21 protein-coding genes and 1 pseudogene are annotated in these 22,845 nt (G+C 71.9%); 6 read left to right on the top strand and 16 right to left on the bottom strand.

Translation table 11 applies throughout. The features are described 5' to 3' along the window. Positions 1 to 37: 37 nt before the first annotated feature. From J3473_RS00315 to J3473_RS19780, 4 genes and pseudogenes are all read right to left on the bottom strand, one after another. On the bottom strand, positions 38 to 5,938 hold the full coding sequence (locus J3473_RS00315; protein ID WP_207021437.1) for a DUF4011 domain-containing protein: 5,901 nt from the start codon (positions 5,936 to 5,938) through the stop codon (positions 38 to 40). Positions 5,939 to 6,066: 128 nt separating this feature from the next. Then, positions 6,067 to 6,828 (bottom strand): hypothetical protein, encoded by a 762-nt coding sequence (locus tag J3473_RS00310; protein ID WP_207021436.1) that lies wholly within the window; start codon positions 6,826 to 6,828, stop codon positions 6,067 to 6,069. A gap of 189 nt (positions 6,829 to 7,017) precedes the next feature. Beyond that, positions 7,018 to 7,500 (bottom strand): phospholipid scramblase-related protein, encoded by a 483-nt coding sequence (locus tag J3473_RS19375; protein WP_242525593.1) that lies wholly within the window; start codon positions 7,498 to 7,500, stop codon positions 7,018 to 7,020. Positions 7,501 to 7,617: 117 nt separating this feature from the next. Next, positions 7,618 to 7,845: pseudogene (locus tag J3473_RS19780) on the bottom strand (DUF2510 domain-containing protein); the annotation flags it as partial. A 195-nt stretch (positions 7,846 to 8,040) separates the two neighbouring features. Between J3473_RS19780 and J3473_RS00300 the strand changes: the two are divergent. After that, on the top strand, positions 8,041 to 8,490 hold the full coding sequence (locus J3473_RS00300) for a hypothetical protein (protein ID WP_207021434.1): 450 nt from the start codon (positions 8,041 to 8,043) through the stop codon (positions 8,488 to 8,490). 44 nt (positions 8,491 to 8,534) lie between these two features. On the opposite strand, the gene J3473_RS00295 is transcribed toward J3473_RS00300, so the two are convergent. From J3473_RS00295 to J3473_RS00280, 4 genes are all read right to left on the bottom strand, one after another. Then, a complete protein-coding gene (locus J3473_RS00295) occupies positions 8,535 to 9,164 on the bottom strand; it encodes a hypothetical protein (protein ID WP_207021433.1) in 630 nt (209 codons plus the stop codon). 80 nt (positions 9,165 to 9,244) lie between these two features. Next, positions 9,245 to 12,211, bottom strand: a complete 2,967-nt coding sequence (locus tag J3473_RS00290; RefSeq protein ID WP_207021432.1) for a vitamin B12-dependent ribonucleotide reductase — start codon at positions 12,209 to 12,211, stop codon at positions 9,245 to 9,247. 57 nt (positions 12,212 to 12,268) lie between these two features. Then, positions 12,269 to 12,766 (bottom strand): transcriptional regulator NrdR, encoded by a 498-nt coding sequence (gene nrdR / locus J3473_RS00285; protein ID WP_030528099.1) that lies wholly within the window; start codon positions 12,764 to 12,766, stop codon positions 12,269 to 12,271. 295 nt (positions 12,767 to 13,061) lie between these two features. Continuing rightward, on the bottom strand, positions 13,062 to 13,247 hold the full coding sequence (locus tag J3473_RS00280; RefSeq protein WP_207021431.1) for a hypothetical protein: 186 nt from the start codon (positions 13,245 to 13,247) through the stop codon (positions 13,062 to 13,064). A 184-nt stretch (positions 13,248 to 13,431) separates the two neighbouring features. Here J3473_RS00280 and J3473_RS00275 point away from each other — a divergent pair, with 184 nt between their 5' ends. Then, a complete protein-coding gene (locus J3473_RS00275; RefSeq protein ID WP_157577486.1) occupies positions 13,432 to 13,599 on the top strand; it encodes a hypothetical protein in 168 nt (55 codons plus the stop codon). 10 nt (positions 13,600 to 13,609) lie between these two features. On the opposite strand, the gene J3473_RS00270 is transcribed toward J3473_RS00275, so the two are convergent. Beyond that, positions 13,610 to 14,461: a cobalamin-binding protein gene (locus J3473_RS00270; protein ID WP_207021430.1), complete on the bottom strand. Its 852-nt coding sequence runs from the start codon at positions 14,459 to 14,461 to the stop codon at positions 13,610 to 13,612. A gap of 56 nt (positions 14,462 to 14,517) precedes the next feature. Here J3473_RS00270 and J3473_RS00265 point away from each other — a divergent pair, with 56 nt between their 5' ends. Continuing rightward, positions 14,518 to 15,099: an N-acetyltransferase gene (locus J3473_RS00265; protein ID WP_207021429.1), complete on the top strand. Its 582-nt coding sequence runs from the start codon at positions 14,518 to 14,520 to the stop codon at positions 15,097 to 15,099. Positions 15,100 to 15,316: 217 nt separating this feature from the next. Here J3473_RS00265 and J3473_RS00260 read toward each other — a convergent pair whose 3' ends face one another. Further along, the gene (locus J3473_RS00260; RefSeq protein WP_157577484.1) at positions 15,317 to 15,496 is read right to left on the bottom strand and encodes a hypothetical protein; all 180 of its coding nucleotides are present in this window, start codon (positions 15,494 to 15,496) and stop codon (positions 15,317 to 15,319) included. A gap of 271 nt (positions 15,497 to 15,767) precedes the next feature. Continuing rightward, positions 15,768 to 16,169 carry a LysM peptidoglycan-binding domain-containing protein gene (locus tag J3473_RS00255; RefSeq protein WP_207021428.1) on the bottom strand — a complete coding sequence of 134 codons (402 nt, stop codon included), beginning with the start codon at positions 16,167 to 16,169 and terminating at the stop codon, positions 15,768 to 15,770. 250 nt (positions 16,170 to 16,419) lie between these two features. Between J3473_RS00255 and lexA the strand changes: the two genes are divergently transcribed. Next, positions 16,420 to 17,136, top strand: a complete 717-nt coding sequence (lexA, locus tag J3473_RS00250; protein WP_242525592.1) for a transcriptional repressor LexA — start codon at positions 16,420 to 16,422, stop codon at positions 17,134 to 17,136. A gap of 27 nt (positions 17,137 to 17,163) precedes the next feature. Here the strand turns inward: lexA and J3473_RS00245 are convergent, their stop codons facing one another. The 3 genes from J3473_RS00245 to J3473_RS00235 are packed head-to-tail and all read right to left on the bottom strand — an operon-like array spanning position 17,164 to position 19,067. Continuing rightward, positions 17,164 to 17,586 (bottom strand): DUF4259 domain-containing protein, encoded by a 423-nt coding sequence (locus J3473_RS00245; RefSeq protein WP_207021426.1) that lies wholly within the window; start codon positions 17,584 to 17,586, stop codon positions 17,164 to 17,166. 9 nt (positions 17,587 to 17,595) lie between these two features. Beyond that, positions 17,596 to 18,591, bottom strand: coding sequence for a succinylglutamate desuccinylase/aspartoacylase family protein (locus J3473_RS00240; protein WP_207021425.1), 996 nt, complete (start codon positions 18,589 to 18,591; stop codon positions 17,596 to 17,598). Continuing rightward, the gene (locus J3473_RS00235) at positions 18,591 to 19,067 is read right to left on the bottom strand and encodes a RimK/LysX family protein (RefSeq protein WP_030528091.1); all 477 of its coding nucleotides are present in this window, start codon (positions 19,065 to 19,067) and stop codon (positions 18,591 to 18,593) included. The genes J3473_RS00240 and J3473_RS00235 overlap by 1 nt, the downstream gene beginning before the upstream one ends. A 23-nt stretch (positions 19,068 to 19,090) precedes the next feature. Here J3473_RS00235 and J3473_RS00230 point away from each other — a divergent pair, with 23 nt between their 5' ends. Further along, entirely contained in the window at positions 19,091 to 20,290 is a 1,200-nt protein-coding gene (locus J3473_RS00230) for a RimK family alpha-L-glutamate ligase (RefSeq protein ID WP_030528090.1), read from the top strand. Positions 20,291 to 20,299: 9 nt separating this feature from the next. Here the strand turns inward: J3473_RS00230 and J3473_RS00225 are convergent, their stop codons facing one another. Both J3473_RS00225 and J3473_RS00220 read right to left on the bottom strand, forming a co-directional pair. Next, complete coding sequence (locus tag J3473_RS00225; protein ID WP_207021424.1) at positions 20,300 to 20,809, bottom strand: GNAT family N-acetyltransferase; 510 nt, start codon at positions 20,807 to 20,809, stop codon at positions 20,300 to 20,302. Continuing rightward, entirely contained in the window at positions 20,806 to 21,780 is a 975-nt protein-coding gene (locus tag J3473_RS00220; protein WP_207021423.1) for an NAD-dependent protein deacetylase, read from the bottom strand. The genes J3473_RS00225 and J3473_RS00220 overlap by 4 nt, the downstream gene beginning before the upstream one ends. Before the next feature lie 108 nt (positions 21,781 to 21,888). On the opposite strand from J3473_RS00220, the gene J3473_RS00215 reads away from it, so the two are divergent. Continuing rightward, positions 21,889 to 22,842, top strand: a complete 954-nt coding sequence (locus tag J3473_RS00215; protein WP_207021422.1) for a LysR family transcriptional regulator — start codon at positions 21,889 to 21,891, stop codon at positions 22,840 to 22,842. Positions 22,843 to 22,845 lie beyond the last annotated feature (3 nt).

Here is a 22,845-nt window from a genome sequence, read left to right as displayed (position 1 = left end):
TTCTCGCTCCTCGCGTCTTCGCATACTCGGTATGCGTTCATTGAGCTCGCGATGACGCCGCGACGACGTAGTCGCCCTCTCGACGGAGCCGACCTGAGTCGAGCGCCAGTCCCAGGGCAGCGGTGAGACGTTGGGTGACCCCGGGCGTCATGCGCACCAGTCCGAACTCCGCGAGACCGGCCCGCATCACGTCCTGCTCGGACATGCCACCGCTCCCCCTCGCCAGGGTGGACATCGCGTTGGCGATCTCGAGCAGGCTGATGTGCTCGATGGGGCGTTGGGCCTCCGGGTCCCGCCGGTGGTCTCCCCACGACCGAGGATCCAGACCGCCCGGCCACAGCACATCCGCCTCCGGACCCCGCCGCAGGTCGCTCGGCACCTGGGCGAGCAGGGAGGCGATGCGCTTGGCGTTGAGCCGTGTCAGCTCGAAGCAGGCTGCCACCAGGCGTGCCGCGCGCTCCTCGTGGACCGGTCCCTCCGTCTCCACGACGTCGAGCAGGGCGTCGCGCACCTGCGTCCGTGCAGACCGCGACCACTCGAGCGCGTTCAGCTGGTCCTTGGACCCGCGCCAGGTGGTCTCGAAGGCCCGGAAGCGCGCGCCGTCGATGACGGCGGCGCGCCCCGGGGCCGGAGCGTCGACGGGCGTTCCGGACCCGGAGAACGACCTCAGGACGGCATCCTTCGCCTCGCTCCTCGGGGCGTCGGGCGACTCGGGGGTCGCGCCGTGCTGGCCCGTCAGGTCATCGGTCACCGACCCGTTCGAGGGGGCCTCCGCCGCCGGCTCCCGCAGCTGCTCCTCGAGCCGGTCGAGCGCGGCTTGCGGGTCGTCGAGCCAGGTCGGCAGCCACAGCCGAGCGACGACCGGCCAGCGCATCATGCCGCCCAGGACGTCCGAGGGCAGACCGTCACGGTCCCCCACCGTGCGTCGGCTCGCCCACTCGGGCCCGTCGAGAAGGACCGCAGCCACCGGCTGCTCCGGCGTGTCCTCGGGCGCCACGACGAGGTCGACCCGGAAGTCCGAGAGGCCGACGTCGGTCCGGACGGCCCAACCTCGCTCGCGGAGCGCATCGGCCACCTGCTCGCGGTGGCGGTCGGGGGCTCGGGAGCGGGACGCACGGCTCGCCAGCGTCTCGGCGCCGAGGGCCGCGAGGTCGAGGTAGGCACGGAGGTGCTTGATCCCGACGGAGCTCGTCTCCTCCGCCCGGAGCTGGCTCGGCTCGAACGAGCTGTAGACCACGACCTGCCGGCGCGCACGGGTCACCGCGACGTTGAGGCGCCGCTCGCCCCCACCCCGGTTGAGCGGTCCGAAGTTAAGCGGGAGCACGCCCTTGTCGTTGACCCCGAACGCCGTCGAGAAGAGGATGACGTCGCGCTCGTCTCCCTGGACGTTCTCGAGGTTCTTGACGAACAGCCCCTCCGACTCGCGGTCGTCGAGCGCCTCCGCCATCCGCTGGTCGAGATCGTCACGGATCAGCGCCTCGATGTAGGCCCGCTGCTGCTGGTTGAAGGTCACCACACCGACCGACGGCGAGTCTCCCCCGGCCGCCGCGTCGAAACGACGTCGGAGGTCGGCGACGATCGCCTCGGCCTCGACCGGGTTGGTGCGCAGGAGCTTTCCGCGTCCGGACCGGTGGAACTCGCCCGCCACACGGACCAGCGCCACGCCGTAGCCACCAACACCGGCGTCGGCCGCACCGTGGCGTGGGGCGGGGAAGGACGAGAGCCGCCCGTCGTAGTAGTGCGCGTTGCTGAAGGAGATGAGCGACTCGTCCTGGCTCCGGTAGTGCCACGAGAGCCAGTGCTGCGGCACACCGGCCTGCACCGCCTCGGTGAGGATGCTCTCCTCGTCCGCGACGACGAGGTCGACTTCCGCCTCCTCCGCATCGACGTCCAGGCTCGCCTCGGCGAACGAGGTGGGCGGCATCTGCTTGGAGTCACCGACGACCACGACGGACGTGGCACGTCCCATCGCCCCGATCGCGTCCGCGACCCGGATCTGGGACGCCTCGTCGAACACCACCAGGTCGAACAGTCCGGCCTTGGGCGGGAAGAACCTCGCCAGCGAGTCGGGGCTGACGAGGACGCACGGCGTCAGCTGCGTGACCAGATCGCCGTACTGCTCCATCAGGGCACGGACCCCGAGGCCTCGACGGGTCTTCGTCAGCTCACGCCTCAGCAGCCCGATGCGGCCGAGCTGGCCCTCGGTGTCGAACGCGCGGCCGGCCGCCACCTGGGTGGGCAGCGCGTCCCGCAGGATGTCCTGGACCCCGTGCAGCCCGTGCCGGAATCGCTGGATGCTCTTCTCGTGGCTCACGCCGTCGAAGGCGTCGAGACCCGACGCGAGCCGCCTCTCGAGGACGGAGGCCTCGGCCAGTCCGCGCTCGAAGGCGTCCGCGGCGTCGTCGGGGGTCAGCCGGCCGTCGAGGATCGCTGCCCTCGCCTCGCCCATGCCCTGCTCGTCGAGCACGGCGAGCGCGCGGCGCAGCTCCAACCACCGGACCAGGGAGCCAAGGCTCGGGTCGGTCGAGGAGCGCATCGGCGCCGACCGCTCCCACCTGACGAGGGCGCCCACGTCACCCCGCCACCGTTCCACGGAGGAACCATCAGCGCCGGTCGCCGTGAGCACCTCTCGCAGAGCGCCGGACAGCTGCTCGAGCTCGTCGACCGCCTCGGCCGGGATGCCGGACGTCGACTGCATCATGGCCCGCAGGGCGGTCGTGAAGCCCGTCGGGTCCGCTCGTTCCTCGACGACGGAACCCGCCCACTCGAGCCAGTCGAGCTGCGCGGCCACGACGCGCTCGCCCTCGGGGGTGAGCGGGTTCCACCGCTCCGGGATGGACACCCCGTCGAGATCCCGCGACCGGGTACCCAGGTGGTTGACCGCTCCGTGCAGCTGGACGAGCGCCCCGGTCAGGGCGGGCAGCTCCTTCAGATCGACGGAGTGCCCGGGGCGCAGACCGGGCTCGAGCTGGGCGAGGACCGCGCGCAACCGCTTCTTCCGGCCCCACCAGCCCGACGATGCGGCCTGCTGGGCCATCCCGTGGATGTCCGCCAGCGGAAGCTCCAACGCGGCCGGGGTGGCCTGGTCGAGGCCGGGGTGCGCCGCAGCCACGAAGGCGTGGATCTCCTGCCGCATCGAGGAGCTGCGGGCGCGCCACTCGGACGAGCGCGTGCGGTCGAGGGTCTGCAGCGTCACGCCGGGCGAGCGCAGGATGCCGACCACCGCCTCGAGCTGCTCGGTGTTCGCGACGGCGTCGAGGACCTGGCCGAGCGCCGCCACCCGCCTGAGCCGCTCGAGATGGGCGTCGACCCGTCGGGCGGAGCCCGCGACGCGCTCGACCGCCGGCGCGTCGAGCCCGTCGACGGTCACGAAGGCCCACGGGTGGTGCTCGCTCGGTCGGGCGGGGTCGGCCACCTCGGGCAGGGTGCGCAGGAGAGACCGGACGGTCTCGACCCGGCCGGTCGCGTCGTCGCCCAGCAGTCGCGGAGGGACGACCATCGACGGGGCGTCGGACCGCAACGTGAGGAGCTGCGTCGTGGCCGAGTACAGGGAGAGCCCCGCACCGTTCGTCTCGTGCAGTCGGTGCGCGTATCTCGTGAGCTGACGGGCCGCGCTCGTCGTCTCGTCGGTGCGCGCCTTCAGACCCTGCTCGTCGACCCCGACCGAGTGCTCGATGGCGGCGAGGAGCTGCTCGCGCACGGCGACGGGCTTGCTGCCCTTGTCGTGCAGGTCCAGCGCGAACGGACCCATGCCCACCCGGTCGAGCCGATCCTTGACGACATCGAGAGCAGCGCGCTTCTCGGCGACGAACAGGACGCGCCGGCCCTCGGCCATCGCTCGCACGAGCATGTTCGTGATCGTCTGCGACTTGCCGGTGCCGGGCGGCCCCTCGAGCACGAACGTGCGACCGGAGACGGCGTCCGCCACGGCGGTCAGCTGGGACGCGTCCGCCGGGATCGGGCACCGGGCCGCGAGGGCGTCGAGGTCGGCGCTGCCGGCCTGCACGTCGCGCGAGTCGGGGAACGGCTGGGCGGGTCGGTGGGTCAGGTGCTCGACGAGACCGTTCTTGCCGAACTCCTCCCAGTTCTCGTCCAGGTCCTTCCACAGCCTGAACTTCGCGAACTGCAGGATCGCCAGGTCCGCCGTGGCCTCGACGCGGAAGTCCAGCCCCTTCTCCGCGATGGAGCGTCGCACGGAGGTGAACACGGCGTCCAGGTCGATGCCCGAGCCGTCGGTGGCCGGGTCGGCGAGTCCGGGGAGTGTGAGGCCGACCGCCTGCTTGAGCTTCTCGAGGAGGCAGAAGTTGGGGGTGCTCTGACCCGCCTCGTCGATCTCGATGCGGTACAGGGACTGTCGTCCGCGGGTCACGAGGGTGACCGGCACGAGGACCAGCGGCGAGCGGAGGGGTTTGGCGTCGAACGTCCAGGACAAGGTGCCGAGCGCCAGGTAGAGGTTGTTCGCCCCGGACTCCTCGACGATCGTCCGGGCCCGGTAGGCGAGGCTGCGCAGTCGGGACTGGTAGGACTGCTCGGAGACGTCGCAGTAGACGGCAGCGTTCCGCCCTTCGATCAGCGCCGTCCGGGCCTCTTCCGGCAGGTCCCGCCCGTAGCGCACACCACGCGCCTTGACGATGTCGTCCATCCGGTCCGCCGGCAGCAGCGAGACCGGTCGCTGTGCGTTCAGCAGGTCCTCCACGGTCCCGAGGGACGCGGACGGGACGGAGAGGTTGACGGTGTGCCGCGGCGTGAAGTTGATCAGCTTGTTGCGCAGCGAGAGATCGAGGAGCGCGTTCTTCCACTGGACCACGCGCGTGGGCACGTTGGAGGAGCCCGCCGTCGGCCGGGCCTGTCGACCTCCCTGGATGACCAGCGGCGGCCGGCTGTGCTCGGCCGGGCGGTACTCGACGACCACCGCTCGTCCCTGCTCGTCGGTGCTGCGCGCAGGGATGGGGAAGACGTCGTTGTGCCTCGCCAGGTAGACGTCGACGGCGTGCACGTCGTCGAGGTCCCCGGCCAGGCGCGAGCGAACCGGCGCGATCGAGGCTGCGTCGAAACCGACATGCTGCCGGCCGTCGGTGAGGGCCGTGGTCTCGACGAGCCTCATGAGGCCGAGGTCGACGAAGTTCACCAGCTCCTTCGGATCGGAGGTGACGATGCCGCCGCCGTCGACCTCCTCGAGCCAGTAGCCGCAGAACGCGTGGCCGGGCACGACCCAGAGCAGTGGGCGGATGCCGCACTGCTCCAGGCAGCCCGCGAACAGGACGGTGGTGTCGAGGCAGGTACCCACGGAGTCCCCGAGGACCTCTGCCGGCGTACGGACCTTCTGCCCCCGCACGCCCCATCCGGCGGCGGGCTCGGCGTACCTGACCCGACGGGACTGCAGCGCTTCGTAGACGGCCTTCGCGATCTCGACCACGCGGTCCGGACCGGACTGGTAACCCTCCAGCGAGGGGCTGCCCGTGGCAGCGCGCAGGCGCTCGCTGGTGTCCTTGAGCAGCTCGGTGACCTCCGGGCTGTTGGGCATGACGTGGGCGGCCAGGAGCTCGAGGAAGAGGCGTTCCGGCTCCGCTTTCACCCAGTGCGTGGCGGGCAGGACGTCGACCGCCGCCGATGTCTCGGCAATGACCTCTCCGGCGACCCGGACGCTCGCGTCGATCCGGCCCTTGCGCAGGTCGGTGACCCGGTACATGGCCGGGCCGTCGAGGCGGACCCCCAGGTCGTCGAGCACGACCTCGCCGCCGGTCGGGACATCGACGAGGAGCTCGAACTCCTGGCTGAGCACTCCCGTGTCGTCGCTGATGGTCACGGCGACGGTCGCCCCCCGCAGCTCCGGACCAGCATTGGCGACCGTCAGGCGCTTGACGACCGACATCCGGTTGTGCGCCAAGGCGTAGCTGATGATCGGGAGGCAGTCGATGCGGAGGTCGACGTCAGGCACGGGCGGTCCTCGGAGGTGGAGCGGAGAGGTCAGGCAGCGAGAAGCGCCCCAAGTGCGTCCCCCGTGCTGGCCACAACCTATCCGACACCCCCGACACGCGACGGTGCATCCATGCGCGTCGGCGCAGGTCAGAAGGGAAGTGCGCCCGGCCCGCCCTGGTCGAGGGCCTGTCGCGCCCAGGCGTCGATGCGCGCGTTGCGTGCCTCGACGAACGCGACGCTGTAGTCGCGGTAGCTGCGATAGGCGTCCACGTCCTGGGGGACGGCCGGCGCGCCGAACCCGCCGAACGGCAAGAAGAACCTCACATCTCCGGTCTGCTCGTCGACGAGATCCTGCAGGAGGAAGAAGTCGACGTATCCCTCGAACGTCCCGAAGAGGGCGAAGAAGTCCGCGTAGCGTTGCAGTGTCGACCCCAGTGGGGTGTCGAGGTCTCCTGCGTAGAACCGACGAACGCACTCCAGCGTGAGGTCCATGCGGTCGGCGATGCGGGGATGCATACCGCGAGCGCCGTTGATCGTCTGCTTGCGCTCGATCTGAATGCCGGGAAAGACCACGCAGCCGCCGATGGTGTACCCGACGTCTCGAAAGGCCTCGAGCTCCCCTTCATCGAGCCGGTCGAGGACGGAGGCCGCCAGCGCCCACCCCTTGTAGCTCGGGATGACCGAGTCGCTCGCCAGGAAGAACTCGCCGAGCTCGGAGTCGTGATGGAGGTAGGCGCCTCGGCGGGTCTCCACGAGCTCGAAGGGTCGGCCGGACGGCAGCGGCTTGCTCCAGAGCAGCCGGTGATAACGCCGCAGGGTCGCGCTGTGAGAGTCGGGGTCCTTGCCCGGAGGCGTGTCCGAACGCACGTCGAACGAGGTGTCGATCTCCTGACGGTCGCTCTCCCCCATGCCAGGTCCTCCAGTCCATGAACGGTCGGGTCACTTGTAGCGCCGCGTTCTTCCCTTGCCGGTCGTGGGCGCATCCTGCTTCAAGGCGGTGTCGATGGCAAGAGCCGCGGCTACGACGAGGCTGCGGAGGGGGTCCTCGAGCGGTCGGTGCACCTGGACGACGTAGTTGTCGGCCTTCGTGAAACGCTCCTACGCCCAGCCTGCCCACGTCTTCGTGATGCGAGCGATCTCGTGACCCAGGTTGTCGTTGACGGCGAAGTCCCACTCCCGCCGGTCGTCGGGGACGATCAGCCCGAGATCCTCGCCGGCGGACACGAGGGCGAAGCGAACACCCTTGAAGACGCCGACGTTGCGCTGGACGATCTGGCCCGTGACGCCGTTGGCCCCGGTCACGGTCATCGTCGACTTGAGGACCTTCTTCGGGCGCCTCAAGGCCAGGACCACCCGACCCTCGGCGTCGACGACGTTGAAGCGGTACGTGCCGTTGCTCGACCCACCCGTGGCCTTCCGCCGCAGGCTCCGGTCGACCTCGTGGACGGCACCGACGCGATGACCGTTCTCGTCGAACACGGCGTACTCTGCTCGTCGCTCGAAGAGCTTGGCCTTCTGGTTCACGACGAGCACCGACGCGGTCAGCAACGGCGACTCCGGACCCGGGATCGAGCGAGGCACCCCGGCCCGGTGGAGCTGCTGCTGCACTCGGAGGTCGACGACGGGAGCGTGAGCGACCTGCGGCCGATTGGGCACTGGAGGGTCCTGCATCTCACGCCCGCGGAAGGACACTCGTTCCGTCCACCTGCCACCGTCCCAGTACCGGTGGTCGAAACGCCCGAACGGGTCCGGGTGCCAGCACGGAGGGAAGGTCGGGGCAGCCCGAGCGAGCACGGGAGGCGCCGTGACCGGAGGGTCGACTGCCCGCGCGCCTCTCGTCGACACGTGCTCGGTCCATGCGCCGTCCCAGTACCGCAGCTCGAAGCGTCGGAGGGGGTCCGGGTACCAGCCGGGGGACGTCTGCATGGACATCGCGCGAGGCTACATCCGTCCACCCTCCGGCCGACGACCCCGACGCCTGCGGCAGTGCCGAGCCCTCGGACGCGTGTTGGACCCCGGTGTTGTGCTGCTCGCATGCGTCTTCACCAGCCGATCATCCTCACCGCACTCACCGGCAGTCTCCTGCTGTCCGCCTGCAGCAGCGCCCCGAGCCCAGCGCCCGTGTCCACCGTCACCGTGGCAGCCTCCAGCGCCGTGCCGGCCCCCGCGAACACCGCACCCGCAGCGTCCGGTACCTCGTCTCCTCCGCAGGCAGCTGATGTCGCCGACGGTCTGGAGCAGCCCTCCACCACGAAGATCGTGGAAGTGACCGAGGACAACGACCCCAACGACCTGATCGGCCGACCCAACGGCTACGACAGCGCGGCGGTCATCTACGACTCCAACGCCACCTGCACCGATCTCGGTGTCGAGTGCGGAGCCACCGTCGAGGTTTGGCCGGACGAGGCCGCCGCCAAGTCCCGCTCCGACTACATCCAGAGCATCCTCGAGGCCTCTCCCGTCCTGGGCAGCGAGTTCCACACCCTCGCCGGACCGGTCCTCCTCCGCGTGGACGGCAAGCAGCTCAAGCCGTCTCTGGCCGAGAAGTACGCTGCTGCGTTGACCGGCTGACACGAGCCGAGCGCACGTCCTTCGCCCGGACACGTCGACCGTTGTCAGACGAGCAGCGCGGTCATCGCGTAGGCCAGCGGAGTCGCCCAGGGCGCGAGACCGTAGCGTGCCTTCACCGCGTCGCGGCCTGCTCTGCACTCCGCGGCTTCCGGCGAGGCGAGCTCTTCCTGCCACCTCTCGTACTGCTGCGCATGGGTCGCCACCGCTCGGCTGTGCGCGGCATCGGCCTCGGCCTGTCGTTGTGCTTGCTCTGCGCGGGCAGCGACCAACTCGGTGCTCCATCGCACCCACGCGAGGTTCTCGACCATCTTGAACCTCGGTCCGTGGACCTGGATGCACTGCGTTCCCACCCGGGCCTTGCTGCTGTCTGCGTTCGTCAACGGCCGACCACAGATCACGCAGCTGTCGGACTCCTCGAGCACCCGGCGGTCCGGTTCGGGAGGGACCGGCCCCAGCGCGACGAGCTCGAGAACCGGCGCGACCGGTGCCGGCGGATCCTTGAACGGGGACATTGCCGACTGCCGGTGCCCGAGGACCGCCGCCCAGACGACGGCGGCGAGTGTAGAGCCGAGCAGCCCCGACCCGACGGCCGTTCCCAGCACATGGAGGCCCACCCCCACGGCGGAGAAGACGACGGTCCACGCGATGCCCCGACGCCTGGACGACGTGCTCACTCTGGTTCCCCTCTCGGGTCGACGCGAAGGGGCCCGGGCGGAGTGGTCTCCGCCCGGGCCCTCGTCGTGTGGCTGGTGCGTCAGCTGCAGCCGCTGGTGGAGCCGCAGCCCTCGCAGACGTAGCAGGAGCCGGCGGGGCGCATCTTGGTCCCGCAGGTCATGCACATCGGGGCGTCGGCGGCCTTGGAGTTGCCGAACGCCGCGAGGAGGTCGGCCGAGGAGTGGATCTCCGCGGAGACCTCACGGGCCGAGGCCGCACCCGAGCCGGACGCCACCGTGGCCGCGGAGCCCGCGTCCGAGGAGGGCGCGTCGGCCGGGGCCGGGGCGGACGAGGAGGCGGGCTCCTCGGCCTTCTTCGACGTGGCGCCGATGCCCACCGAGAGGGACTCGATCTCCTCGACGAGCTCCTCGTCGGACTCGCCGGACTCCGGTGCGTAGGAGCCGGTCTCGAGCTGGCGAGCCCGCTCCTCCGCCGTGTGGATGCCCATGTACGAGCGGGTGTCGAAGTCCAGGTGGTCCAGCGCCAGCCGGCGGAACACGTAGTCCATGAGCGACTGCGCCATCCGCACGTCCGGGTCGTCCGTCATGCCGGCCGGCTCGAAGCGCATGTTCGTGAACTTCTCGACGAACGTCTCGAGCGGCACCCCGTACTGCAGCGCGACCGAGGTGACGATCGAGAAGGCGTCCATGACACCGGCGAGCGTGGAGCCCTGCTTGCCGAACTTGAGGAACACCTCACCGAGGCGGCCGTCCTCGTACGTGCCGGCGGTGAGGTAGCCCTCGGCCCCGCCCACGGCGAACGACGTCGTCTGCGAGCTGCGGCGCTTCGGCAGGCGCTCACGCGTCGGCCGGTAGACGACCTTCTCGACGATCTCGGTGGTCGCGGCGGCGACGGCGGCCGAGGCCTTGTCGGCGGCTGCGTCCTTGGCGGTCGAGCCACCGTCGGACAGCGGCTGGCCGACCTTGCAGTTGTCGCGGTAGACGGCCAGCGCCTTGAGGCCCAGCTTCCAGCCCTGGACGTAGACCTCCTCGATCTCCTCGACGGTCGCCGTCTCCGGCAGGTTGACCGTCTTGCTGATCGCGCCGGAGAGGAACGGCTGCGTGGCCGCCATCATCCGGACGTGGCCCATCGGGGAGATGGCGCGCGCACCCATCGCCGTGTCGAAGACCTCGTAGTGCTCGGTCTTCAGGCCCGGCGCGTCGATGACGTGGCCCTTGTCGGCGATGTACTCGACGATCGCCTCGACGGTCTCCTCGGTGTAGCCGAGCTTGCGCAGGGCCCGCGGGATCGTGAGGTTGACGATCTGCATCGAGCCGCCGCCGACGAGCTTCTTGAACTTGACGAGCGAGAAGTCCGGCTCGATGCCGGTCGTGTCGCAGTCCATCATGAAGCCGATGGTCCCGGTCGGCGCGAGCACGGAGGCCTGCGCGTTGCGGTAGCCGTTCTTCTCGCCGAGCTTGACGACGTCGTCCCAGGCCTTCGTGGCGACCCGGTGGATGTCCTTGTCCATCGTGGAGATCGTGCGGACCGCGTCGTTGGCGGCGGCGTGCTTGCGCATGACGCGCTTGTGGGCGTCCGCGTTGCGGGCGTAGCCGACGTACGGGCCGACGACCGCGGCGAGCTCGGCGGAGCGCTTGTAGGCGGCACCGGTGAGCAGCGAGGTGATCGTCGCGGCGAGCGCGCGGCCACCGTCGGAGTCGTAGCCGTGACCCGTGGCCATGAGCAGCGCGCCGAGGTTGGCATAGCCGATGCCCAGCTGGCGGTAGTCGCGGGTCGTGGCGCCGATCGACTCGGTCGGGAAGTCCGCGAAGCAGATCGAGATGTCCATCGCCGTGATGACGAGCTCGACGACCTTCTGGAAGGTGACGGCGTCGAAGGTGTCGTCGTCCTTGAGGAACTTCAGGAGGTTGAGCGAGGCGAGGTTGCACGAGGAGTTGTCGAGCGACATGTACTCCGAGCACGGGTTGGACGCGGTGATGCGGCCGGTCTCGGGGTTGGTGTGCCAGTCGTTGATCGTGTCGTCGTACTGGATGCCCGGGTCGGCGCACTCCCACGCGGCCTTGGCGATCTTGCCCATGAGCTCGCGGGCGTCGACGGTCTCGATGACCGAGCCGTCCATCCGCGAGGTGAGGCCGAACTCGGTGCCGTCCTGGACGGCGCGCATGAAGGCGTCGTTGACGCGGACCGAGTTGTTCGCGTTCTGGTACTGGACGGAGGTGATGTCCTTGCCGCCGAGGTCCATGTCGAAGCCTGCGTCGCGCAGCGCGCGGATCTTGTCCTCCTCGCGCGCCTTGGTCTCGACGAACTCGACGATGTCCGGGTGGTCGACGTCGAGGACGACCATCTTGGCCGCGCGGCGGGTGGCGCCACCGGACTTGATCGTGCCCGCGGACGCGTCGGCGCCGCGCATGAAGGAGACCGGGCCGGAGGCGGTGCCGCCGGAGGAGAGGAGCTCCTTGGAGGAGCGGATGCGCGAGAGGTTGAGGCCCGCGCCCGAGCCGCCCTTGAAGATGAAGCCCTCCTCCTTGTACCAGTTGAGGATGGAGTCCATCGAGTCGTCGACCGAGAGGATGAAGCAGGCGCTGACCTGCTGCGGGCTCTTGGTCCCGACGTTGAACCAGACCGGCGAGTTGAAGCTGAACACCTGGTGCAGCAGGGCGTAGGTCAGCTCGTGCTCGAAGATCTCGGCGTCGTCGGCGTTCGAGAAGTAGTCGTAGTCCTTGCCCGCCTTGACGTAGGTGAGGACGACGCGGTCGATGAGCTGCTTGAGCCCGGTCTCGCGCTCGGGGGTGCCGACCGCGCCGCGGAAGTACTTGGTCGTGACGATGGTGGAGGCGTTGACGCTCCAGAAGTCGGGGAACTCGACCCCGCGCTGCTCGAAGATCGTCTCGCCGGTCTTCCAGTTCTGCTGGACAACGTCGCGCTTCTCCCAGGTCACCTCGTCGTAGGGGTGCACGCCCGGGGTGGTGTAGATCCGCTCGATCTTCACCCCCTTGCCCTTGGCGGCCTTGCGGGCACCTGCACGTGCTCCGGCGACATCGGTCATGCCTCTTCCCTTCCTTCTGCCCCTCTCGCGGGGCGGTGGTGACCTGGTGGTGCTGTTCTACTGCTGGGGTGTGACAGGCGCGGTGGCCTGCGGTTCCTGCGCGGTCGCCTCGCGTTCGGCGCGCAGGAGGGTGATGGCCGACTCGAAGTCCTCGAGGGAGTCGAAGGCCTGGTAGACGGAGGCGAAGCGCAGGTAGGCGACCTCGTCGAGCTCGCGCAGCGGCTCGAGGACGGCCAGGCCGACCTCGTGCGCGTCGATCTCGGCCGAGCCCGCGCTGCGGATCGACTCCTCCACCTTCTGGGCGAGGATGGCGAGGTCGTCCTCGGTGACCGGGCGGCCCTGGCAGGCCTTGCGGACACCGACGAGGACCTTCGCCCGGCTGAACGGCTCGGTGGCGCCGGAGCGCTTGACGACGCTCAGGCTGGCGGTCTCGACGGTGGTGAACCGGCGGCCGCACTCCGGGCACTGGCGGCGGCGGCGGATGGCCGCGCCGTCGTCGGTCGTGCGGGAGTCCATGACCCGGGAGTCGGTGTGCCGGCAGAACGGACAGTGCATGACGGCGGGCCTCCCCCTGTGGACGAAACGGTGGACTCTCGTGTGAACAACCTGTGGAGAACCGGCATTTCGTGTGCACAAGATGTGGACGAACTACAGCGGTGTAACCACTAGATGTTGTGGCTCATCGTGCCATCCGCGTGACCCGCGACGCAACAGGGGGAGGTCGAAGATCGGCCGTTCGGCTGTTTGCGCAGGTCAGCGGGGGTGTGGACGTCTCGGCGAGCCTCCTCGACGGCGTGTCGCACCACCACCAGTGGGACGGGTGTGACGCCGGAGGCACCAGATCTGGTGGTCACTCCCCCGGCGCACCGCCCTGGTGGACCAGCGCCGCGATGACCGCGCCGTGCCAGTCACTCGGCCCCGCACTCCCCCGCGCGCCGGCCCCGCAGCCGCACTCCCAGTGCCACCGGCCACGGGCGTCGCACCCGACGACCGGGTGGTGGCTGCGGCGGGCGGTCCGCCGACGGAAGGTGCTCATGGCCCTCAGGAGGCCCCGGCGCGCGCGGTGATACGGGCATCGTCCGTTCGGCCAGGTCTGCACCGCCGAACACCCGGGGCGCGCCGACTTTGCCATTCCTTGACCAAATCCTGATGCGACTCTGGTGAATGTCAGGGAGAAGTCGGGGGCAACGCGTCTGGGAGGACACGTGATGGGGTACACCATGGAAGGCCCTCTGGGCCGCTACACCGAGGGCGCGACCTCGCGTCGCGAGCCGGGCCACGGCCCCGCCTCGCCGCTGCTCGACCTCCTCCTCGTCGGCGTCGCGGCGCTCGGGCGTCGCACCCAGGCCGCGCACGACGACGAGGACCACCGGCTGCGCCGCCACTGACCCCCGGGGCTCACCCGCACGGGTGCAGGAGGCCCGCCAGCTCCTCGACGCCGTCGACGAGCCGCGGCCCCGGCCGCGCCCACAGCCCGTCCGCGTCGACCGCGTGGACGACGACGCCGTCGGGCAGCACCCCGGTCGCGACGAGCGCGTCGGCCTGGCGCTGCGCCCCCTCTTGGTCGTAGCCGCAGGGCGCGACGACGACGACCTCCGGCCTGGATGCGGCGAGGTCCTCCCACCCGATGGCGACCGACCGCTCCCCCGCCGCCCCGAGGACGCACTCGCCGCCGGCGAGCTGCACCATCTCGGGGATCCAGTGCCCCGGCGCGAACGGCGGGTCGGTCCACTCGAGCACCGCGACGCGCGGCCGCCGGCGCCCCGCGACATGGGTACGCACGGCGTCGAGGCGCTGCCGCAACGTCTCGACGAGCGCCGCTGCCTCCGTCTCGCGGCCGACGGCCGCCCCCACCGCGCCGACGGAGGCGAGGACCTCCTCGAGCGTGTGCGGGTCGACGGTGAGGACCTCGGCGCGGCAGCCGAGGTGGCGCAGCGCGGCGTCGACGGTCGAGACGTCGAGCGCGCAGACGGCGCAGAGGTCCTGGGTGACGACGAGGTCGGCGTCGAGGTCGGCGAGGGCGCCGGCGTCGAGGTGGTAGAGGTCCTCGCCGCGCTCGACGGCGGCGCGCACCGCGGCGTCGATCTCGCCCGGGGCCAGGCCCTCGGGCAGCGCGGAGGTGGAGACCACCCGGCGCGTGCGCGCCTCCGGCGGGAAGTCGCACTCGAAGGTCACGCCGACGACGTCGTCCCCCGCCCCGAGGGCGAAGAGGATCTCGGTGGCCGAGGGGATGAGGCTGACGATGCGCACGCCCCGACCCTACGGAGGTGGTGGCGCGGTGTCGGTGCGCGGTGCTTGGCTGCGACATGACCACCTGGGAGACCCACCCCGTCACGCCCGACCGCTTCGAGGACTTCGCGGACGTCGTCAACCCCAACCGGCGTGCGACGCACTGCTGGTGCCTCTCGCACCGACTGCGGCAGCGCGAGATCGACGAGCTCGGCGACGGCAGCCGCGAGCAGGCCGCCCGCCGGCTCTGCGAGCGCGAGGTGCCGCCGGGGGTCGTCACCTACCGCGACGGCGTCCCGGTCGGGTGGTGCAACATCGGCGCGCGCAGCGACATACCGCGCCTCGTGCACTCGACGAGGATCCACCCGGTCGACGACGTCCCGGTGTGGAGCATCGTCTGCGTCGTGGTCCGCGGCGGCCACCGGCGCCAGGGGGTGACGGCGCACCTCATCGAGGGCGCCGTGGCCTGGGCGGCCGAGCAGGGGGCGCCGGCGGTCGAGGCCCACCCGGTCGACCCCGGCGAGCGGCGGATGGACCTGACGATGGCGTTCGTCGGGACACGGGCGATGTTCGAGCGGGCCGGCTTCGAGGAGGTCGGCGTCACCGACGCCACCGCGAGCGGGATGCCGCGCCTGGTCATGCGGCGGACCCTGGCCTGACCCTCGGCCCGTCAGCGCCGGGGACGGCCGATCCCCCCACCCGGACCCGGTCGGGGGTCGGAGTGGGGGGACCTGCGGTGCCCCAGCGACGTGAGGGCCGCGGCCTCCCTGCAGACGACAGCCAGCGCCGCCCGCTCCGTCGTCGCGTCGGTGGAGAGCCAGCGACGACGAGGGGGTGCGACCCGGGGACCCTCTGTGTATCCCCGGGCCGCACGTCTCATTCCCCGGGGCTCTGGCTGTGGTGCACGAGTGCCGCCGTGTAGGCACCGTGCCAGCCGCCCGAGGTGGCGGACCCGCGCGCTCCGCAGCCGCACGACCAGAGCCACCGGCCCTGGCCGCCGCACTGGACGACCGGGTGGTGGGTGAGGCGGTAGGAGCCGCGACGACGTGTCCGCATGCCCTGAAGTCTGTTCGTGCACAGGGGGGTCGCGCAGCGCCGGAGGGCGCCCGCGGGCCGATGGGCCCCGGAGGTCCGACAGGTCGGGGGATGCCCCCTCCCCCGTTCGGCCGAGCGTGGCGCGCTTGACAGGGGTGAGCGGCCGGCACCGACCCGGCACAGCACGGAGGGCGCCGTCTCCTCTGCACGGGAGACGACGCCCTCCGGCGTCCGAGTCGGGTCGAGGGACTCGGGGATCGTGGTGCGCCCGACCGGACGCCCCCGCGGCGGCTCAGCCCGCGGGGACGACCAGCTGCTGGCCGGCGCGGATCTGCGCAGTGCTCAGCCCGTTGGCGAGCTGTATGGCGACGATGCCGTCGCTGATGGACATCGAGGGCAGCTCACGGGACGCGATCTCGGACAGCGTCTGGCCGGGCGACACCGACACGGTGTGGGCCGGCTCGACGGCGCCCGCGCCCCCGAGGCCGCGCAGGCCGAGGGCCGCCGCCAGCGCGAGGGTGGCGAGCACGAGCAGCACGAGGCGGCCGCGGCGGGTGATCCGCAGCGCCGGCTGTGCGGCGCGGGCCGCACGCCCTCCGGTGGCGCCGCCCTCGAGGACGACGAGCCGCGGGCGGCGCGCCGGCACGGGGCCGGTGTGGCCGAGGTCGGTGGGGTCCCAGGCGATCGCGCTCATCATGTCCTCCATCCCGGCGGCCGGGGCCACCGTCGAACCGGTGTTCGATAGAACGTCTGTACGAGTTATAGCACGCACGTTCGAGGCGGACAAGACACGCGTCGAACACATGTTTGAGTTCGAGGCCCGTCGCTCGTAGGATGTCCGCATGCAGATCAGACTGCATGTCACCACCGACAGACCGTCTGACCTGCGAAAACACCGGTCAGGCCCCCCGTCGGCACGGGGCGGCCGCAGCGAAGGGGTCGAGATGGCACGTCCGAGGAACGCCGACATCCACGAGATGCCCGACCGCGGCGACGGCGGGGACCTCACCCACCGCCAGCGCAAGATCCTCGAGGTCATCCGCAACGCCGTCGACCGGCACGGCTACCCGCCGAGCATGCGCGAGATCGGCGAGGCCGTCGGGCTCACCTCCCCCAGCTCGGTCGCCCACCAGCTCTCGGCGCTGGAGCGCAAGGGCTTCCTGCGTCGCGACCCCAACCGGCCGCGCGCCATCGAGGTCGTCTCCCCCGACCGCCAGGGCTCCGGCTACCGCCGCCCCGAGGCCGACGAGGTCGTCGACGTCACCGGCGAGGGCGACGAGCGCCCCGAGGCCTCCTACGTCCCGGTCCTCGGCCGGATCGCCGCCGGTGTCCCGATCACCGCCGAGGAGGTCGTCGAGGACGTCTTCCCGCTGCCCAAGCAGATCGTCGGCGAGGGCAGCCTCTTCCTGCTCAAGGTCGTCGGCGACTCGATGGTCGACGCGGCCATCTGCGACGGCGACTGGGTCGTCGTGCGCCAACAGCCGACCGCCGAGAACGGCGACATCGTCGCGGCGATGCTCGACAACGAGGCGACGGTCAAGACCTTCAAGCGGCGCGACGGCAAGGTCTGGCTCATGCCGCACAACCCGGCCTTCGAGCCGATCGACGGCGACCACGCGACGATCCTCGGCAAGGTCACCGCGGTCCTGCGCCGCGTCTGACCCCCTCGACCGGGGCGGCCGCGGCGCTCAGTCGTCGCGGTCGCCCAGCCAGGCGAGCGCCCGTCGGCACCCCCCCACCGCCTCGTCGGCCAGACCCGCCTCGTCCCACAGCTCCCACCACTCGCCCTCCCGCGAGCGGATCGCGTGTCGAAGCACCCTCCGCGACTTCTCGACCAGCTCCTCGTCGTCGGGCAGGGGCTGCTCGGCCAGCCACTCGGGGAGGTACGGCTCCCCCGCGGCCTCGCGCGGGCTCAGGCTCGCGCCGACCGCCGCCGCGGCGGCCAACGCCTCGCTCAGCTCCGGGGCGTCGGCGCTCCCCGGCGACGCAAGGACGGCGTCGAGGACCGCGAGCACCCGGCTCGCGCGGTCGTCGGGGGCTGCGTCCTCGAGGTCGTCCAGCAGGTCGAGGGCGTCGTCGTTCTCGAAGGGTCCGGTCCCGGTCGCTCCCATGCGACCAGCCTAGGACCCGGCGGTCGCCGGCGGGGTGGGCTCCTCGACCTCGGCGATGTGGACGACCGCGTCGCCGGAGTTGACCAGCGGCGCCTCGGTGCGCCCGACGACGATGCCGGAGCGGTCGGCGTGCACCAGCCGCACCCGCTTGCCGAGCGAGTCGAAGAGGCCACCGAGGCGCGCCCCGCGCTCGACGCGCTCCCCCAGCGCGACCTCGAGGTGGAGCATGCCGGTGCCGCGCGCCCGGACCCAGCCGCTGCGGAACGACACCGCCGACGGCGCCGGCGGGTCCTCGGCGACCGGCTCGGTCATCCCGAGCGCGGCGAGCACGCGGCGCACGCCGAGCACGCCGGCGTCGACGGCCCAGCGGTCCATCCGCCAGGCCTCGCCCGCCTCGTAGAGCAGGACGGTCGCGCCCCGCTCGCGGGCGGCGTACCGGAGCGAGCCGTCGCGCAGCTTCGCGTTGAGCATGACGGGGGCCGCGAAGGCCTCGGCGAGCGCGCGGGTGCGCGGGTCCTCGAGGTCGGCGCGGACCTGCGGCAGGTTGGTGCGCCGGTCCGAGCCGGTGTGCAGGTCGATGCCGACCTCGCACTTGTCGACGACCTCGGACATGAACAGGTGCGCGATGCGCCCGGCGAGCGAGCCGCGCGGCGACCCCGGGAAGGAGCGGTTGAGGTCGCGGCGGTCGGGCAGGTATCGCTGCCCGGCCGAGAAGCCGAGGACGTTGACGATGGGGACGGCGATCAGGGTGCCGCAGAACGCCTTCGGGTCGAGCCCGGCGACGACCTGACGCACGACCTCGACCCCGACCGCCTCGTCGCCGTGGATGGCGGCGTCGACCCAGACGGTCGGCCCCTCCTCGCGCCCGTGGACGACCCGGACGGGCAGCTCGACGTCGGCGCCGGTGACCAGACGGGTGATCGGCAGCGACACCGACTGCGTGCGCCCGGCGCGCACGCGCACGTGGCCGATCTCGAAGGAGGGTCGCAGGGGGCGCCGGGCCATCAGGCCCTCCCCCGGTTGCGCCGGCGCATCGCGAGCGGCGGACGGCCGCCGAGGTAGGAGCGGCCGGGGTCGACGGCGAAGCCCTGGCGCAGCGCCTCGCGGCCGACGAGCATCCGGAAGCCCATCTCGTCGCGGCGCGCGAGCGTCATCTCGGCGGCGACCGTGCGGCCCATGAGGACGAGGTCCATCGCGACGACGAGCCGCTCCTCGGCGTGGCCGGAGGACGAGCGGACCTCGCGCACGTCGAGCACGGGGCACTCGCACTGGACGGCGTCGGCCTCGGAGCGCTGCCACGGCTGGATGCGGAAGCGGGCCCACCGCTCGCCGTCGCGCTCGAGGTCCTCGAGGTCGAAGGCGTGGATGGACGAGGACCGCGCGCCGGTGTCGAGCTTGGCCTTGACCCACGGCACGCCGACCGCCGGGAGGCTGACCCACTCTCGCCAGCCCGCGAGGGTGTAGGAATGGCTGTCCGTCATCCGTCCTCTCCCGTCGGGAAACCATGAAGCTCGCGATCCTCTCCCGCGCGCCTCGCTCGTACAGTACGCAGCGCCTGCGCACCGCCGCCCAGGACCGTGGCCACCAGGTCAAGGTCCTCAACACCCTCCGCTTCGGCATCGACCTGTCCGGGGACGAGCCGGACCTCCAGTTCCGGGGCAAGCGGCTCTCGACGTACGACGCGATCCTGCCGCGGATCGGCAACTCCATCACGTACTTCGGCACCGCCGTCGTGCGGCAGTTCGAGCAGATGGACGTCTACACGCCCAACACCTCGTGGGGCATCGCGAACTCGCGGGACAAGCTGCGCGCCACCCAGATCCTGTCGCGGCACAACATCGGGATGCCGCCGACGACCTTCGTCCGCGATCGCGCCGACGTCATCCCCGCCATCGAGCGGGTCGGCGGCGCGCCGGTCGTCATCAAGCTGCTCGAGGGCACCCAGGGCATCGGGGTCATCCTCGCGCCGGAGATGAAGACCGCCGAGGCCATCATCGAGACGCTGCAGTCGACGAAGCAGAACGTCCTCATCCAGCGCTTCGTCAAGGAGAGCAAGGGCCGCGACATCCGCGCGCTCGTCGTCGGCGACCGCGTGGTCGCCGCGATGCGCCGGGTGGCCAAGGGCGACGAGTTCCGGTCCAACGTGCACCGCGGCGGGTCGGTCGAGCCGGTCGAGCTCGACCCCGACTTCGAGCGCGCCGCCGTCCGCTCCGCGCAGATCATGGGCCTGCGGGTCGCCGGTGTCGACATGCTCGAGAGCGACGAGGGGCCGCAGGTCATGGAGGTCAACTCCTCCCCCGGCCTCGAGGGCATCGAGACCGCGACCAAGCTCGACGTCGCGGGCGCGATCATCGACCACATCGACAACCAGGTCGCCTTCCCCGAGATCGACGTGCGCCAGCGCCTCACCGTCTCGACGGGCTACGGCGTGGCCGAGATCGCGGTGCACGAGGCGTCCGACCTCGTCGGGAAGTCGTTGGGCGACAGCGGTCTTCGCGAACGCGACATCACCGCGCTGACGCTGCACCGCGGGACGATGGTCATCCCCAACCCCAACAGCCACCACGTGCTCGAGGCCGGCGACCGGATGCTCTGCTTCGGCAAGCTCGAGGAGATGCGCTCGATGATCCCCAGTCGCCGCCGGCGCACGCGCAAGGTCAAGCGCCTGCCGAAGGAGCCGATCCACGACGTGCGCCCCGAGTGAGGCGAGGCGTCAGCGCCCGTCGGGGTGCGGGCGCTGCCAGAACGCGGTGTCGACGCGGCGGCCGAGCTTGTAGCCGACCTCGCGCAGCGTGCCGACGTGCTCGAACCCGTGGGCCCGGTGCAGCGCCTCGCTCGCCGGGTTGGGCTGCGCGATGACGGCGACGCAGGTGTGCACGCCGTCGGCGTCGACCCGCCGCAGCAACTCGGCGTAGAGCCGGCGGCCGAGGCCCTGTCCGCGGGCGTCCTCGGCGAGGTAGACCGACACCTCGCGGGTGCCGTCGTACGCGGCGCGCGGCCGGTAGGTGCCCGAGAACGCGTAGCCGAGCACGTCGCCGCCGGGCGCGACGGCGACGAGCACGTGGTCGCCGGGGCGCGTGGACGCGACGCGGTCGGCGTAGTGGTCGTCGGGGCGCGGCTCGAGGTCGAACGTCGCGACGGTGTGCCGGACGGCGTCGTTGTAGATGACGGCCATCCCCGGCAGGTCCGCCGGTGTGGCGGAACGGATCTGGGCCGCGGTCACGCGGCCGCCCCGTCGCGCAGCAGCTGCTCGAGCGTCGGGGCGAGGGGCGCGTCGACCCGCAGGGCCATGTGCTCGTCGCCGCGCGTCGGCCCCCTCGTCACGGCCGCCACCGGGATGCCCCGGCGCGCCGCGTGCCGGACGAACCGCAGCCCCGACATCACGGCGAGCGAGGAGCCGAGGACGAGCAGCGCGGGCGCGGCGTCGGTCAGCGCGAAGCACGCGTCGACCCGCTCGCGCGGCACCGAGCCGCCGAAGAACACGACGTCGGGCTTGAGGGTGTCGGCGCCGCAGACGAGGCAGAGCGGGAGCCGGAAGCCGGCCACGGCGTCCTCGGGCAGGACGACGTCGCCGTCCGGGCGGATCTGGCTGCTCACCTGCGAGCCGTCCGGCGCCTCTCCGCGCACCCGCTCCTCGAAGCCGGGGTTGGCGGCGGCCATCCGCGCCTGGAGCTCCTCGCGGCCGGTGCGGTCGTCGCAGGTGAGGCAGACGACCTCGGCGAGGGTGCCGTGCAGCTCGGTGACGTCGTGCGAGCCGGCCGCCTGGTGCAGCCCGTCGACGTTCTGGGTGATGACCGGGCCGAGCAGTCCTGCCTCCTGGAGGGCGGCGACGGCGTGGTGCCCGCGGTTGGGCTCGGCGCGCGAGAAGCGCTGCCAGCCGACGAACGAGCGCGCCCAGTACCTCTGCCGGTTCTCGCTCGAGGCGCAGAACTCGCCGTGCTGCATCGGCATGACCCGACGGGTGCCGTCGCGGCCGCGGTAGTCCGGGATGCCGGAGTCGGTGGACATCCCGGCCCCGGAGAGGACGAGGGTGCCGGGGTGCGCGCGCAGGAGGTCGGCCAGCCGCGTGACGGCGGCGGGCTCGCGGGCCTCGGGCGGCAGCGGCCGGGTCGCCCAGTCGGGGGTGCGGCCGACCTCGTCGCGCCCGGCGAGCCGCAGCGTCGCGACGGGGGGCGCGCTGGGGGTCTCCGGCATGGCGCCAGTATCCCCCGCGCCGCCGACACCGCCCCGGGGAGCGGCCGCGGATGACGCCGCGTTGCGAGACCCGGGCGGTCGATAACGCCCGCTTATAGGATGGGTCCCATGATCGACGCCGCCGGCCTCCGCGTCATGCGGGCCATCTCCGAGCAGGGCAGCTTCACCGCCGCCGCCGCCTCGCTGGGCTACACCCAGCCGGCCATCTCGCAGATGGTCCGCCGCCTCGAGCAGCGCACCGGCACGGTGCTCGTCGAGCGGGTCGGGCGCAACGTCCGCCTCACCGAGGCCGGCCGGGTGCTTGCCCGACACGCCGGCCCGGTGCTCGCCGCGCTCGACGCCGCCGAGGAGGAGGTCGCGGCCATCGCCGGGCTGCGCAGCGGCCGGGTGCGGCTCATGGCCTTCCCGTCGGCCTCGGCGACCCTCGTGCCGCGGGCGCTCTCGCTCGTCAAGCAGCGCTTCCCCGACGTGCACATCACCTTCACCGAGGCCGAGCCGCCCGAGAGCATCGCCGCCCTGCGCGCCGGCGAGTGCGACCTGGCCATCGCCTTCGCCTACGAGGGCACCGACGCGACGCGGGGCGAGGAGGACCTCGACGCCTTCGTCGTCACCCCGCTGCTCGAGGACGAGGTGCGCCTCGCGATGCCGCGCGAGCACCCGGCCGCGCACGAGGCGACGGCCCACCTCGCCGACCTCGCGCAGGAGCCGTGGATCGCCGGCTGCCCGCGCTGCCGGGGCCACCTCGTCCAGCTCGCCGACGCCGCCGGGTTCCGCCCGGACGTCGCCTACGAGACCGAGGACTACGTCGCCGTCATGGGCCTGGTGGCCGAGGGGCTCGGTGTGGCCCTCATCCCCGACCTCATCCTGCGCACGGTCCACCACGACCAGGTCGTCGCCCTCCCGATGGAGCCGGCGTCGCGCCGCACCATCACGGCCCTGACGACCCCCGACCTCGGGCGGGTGCCGGCGGTCCGGGCCACGCTGGAGGCTCTCATCGAGAGCGCGGGCTCGCAGTCGACGGCGCCGACGGTCCGGCAGCCGGAGCCGACCTTCTCGATCTGACAC

Source organism: Phycicoccus sp. DTK01 (assembly GCF_017312765.1).
GTDB classification, from domain to species: domain Bacteria; phylum Actinomycetota; class Actinomycetes; order Actinomycetales; family Dermatophilaceae; genus Phycicoccus; species Phycicoccus jejuensis.
This window is presented reverse-complemented; position numbering and strand designations above follow the sequence as displayed.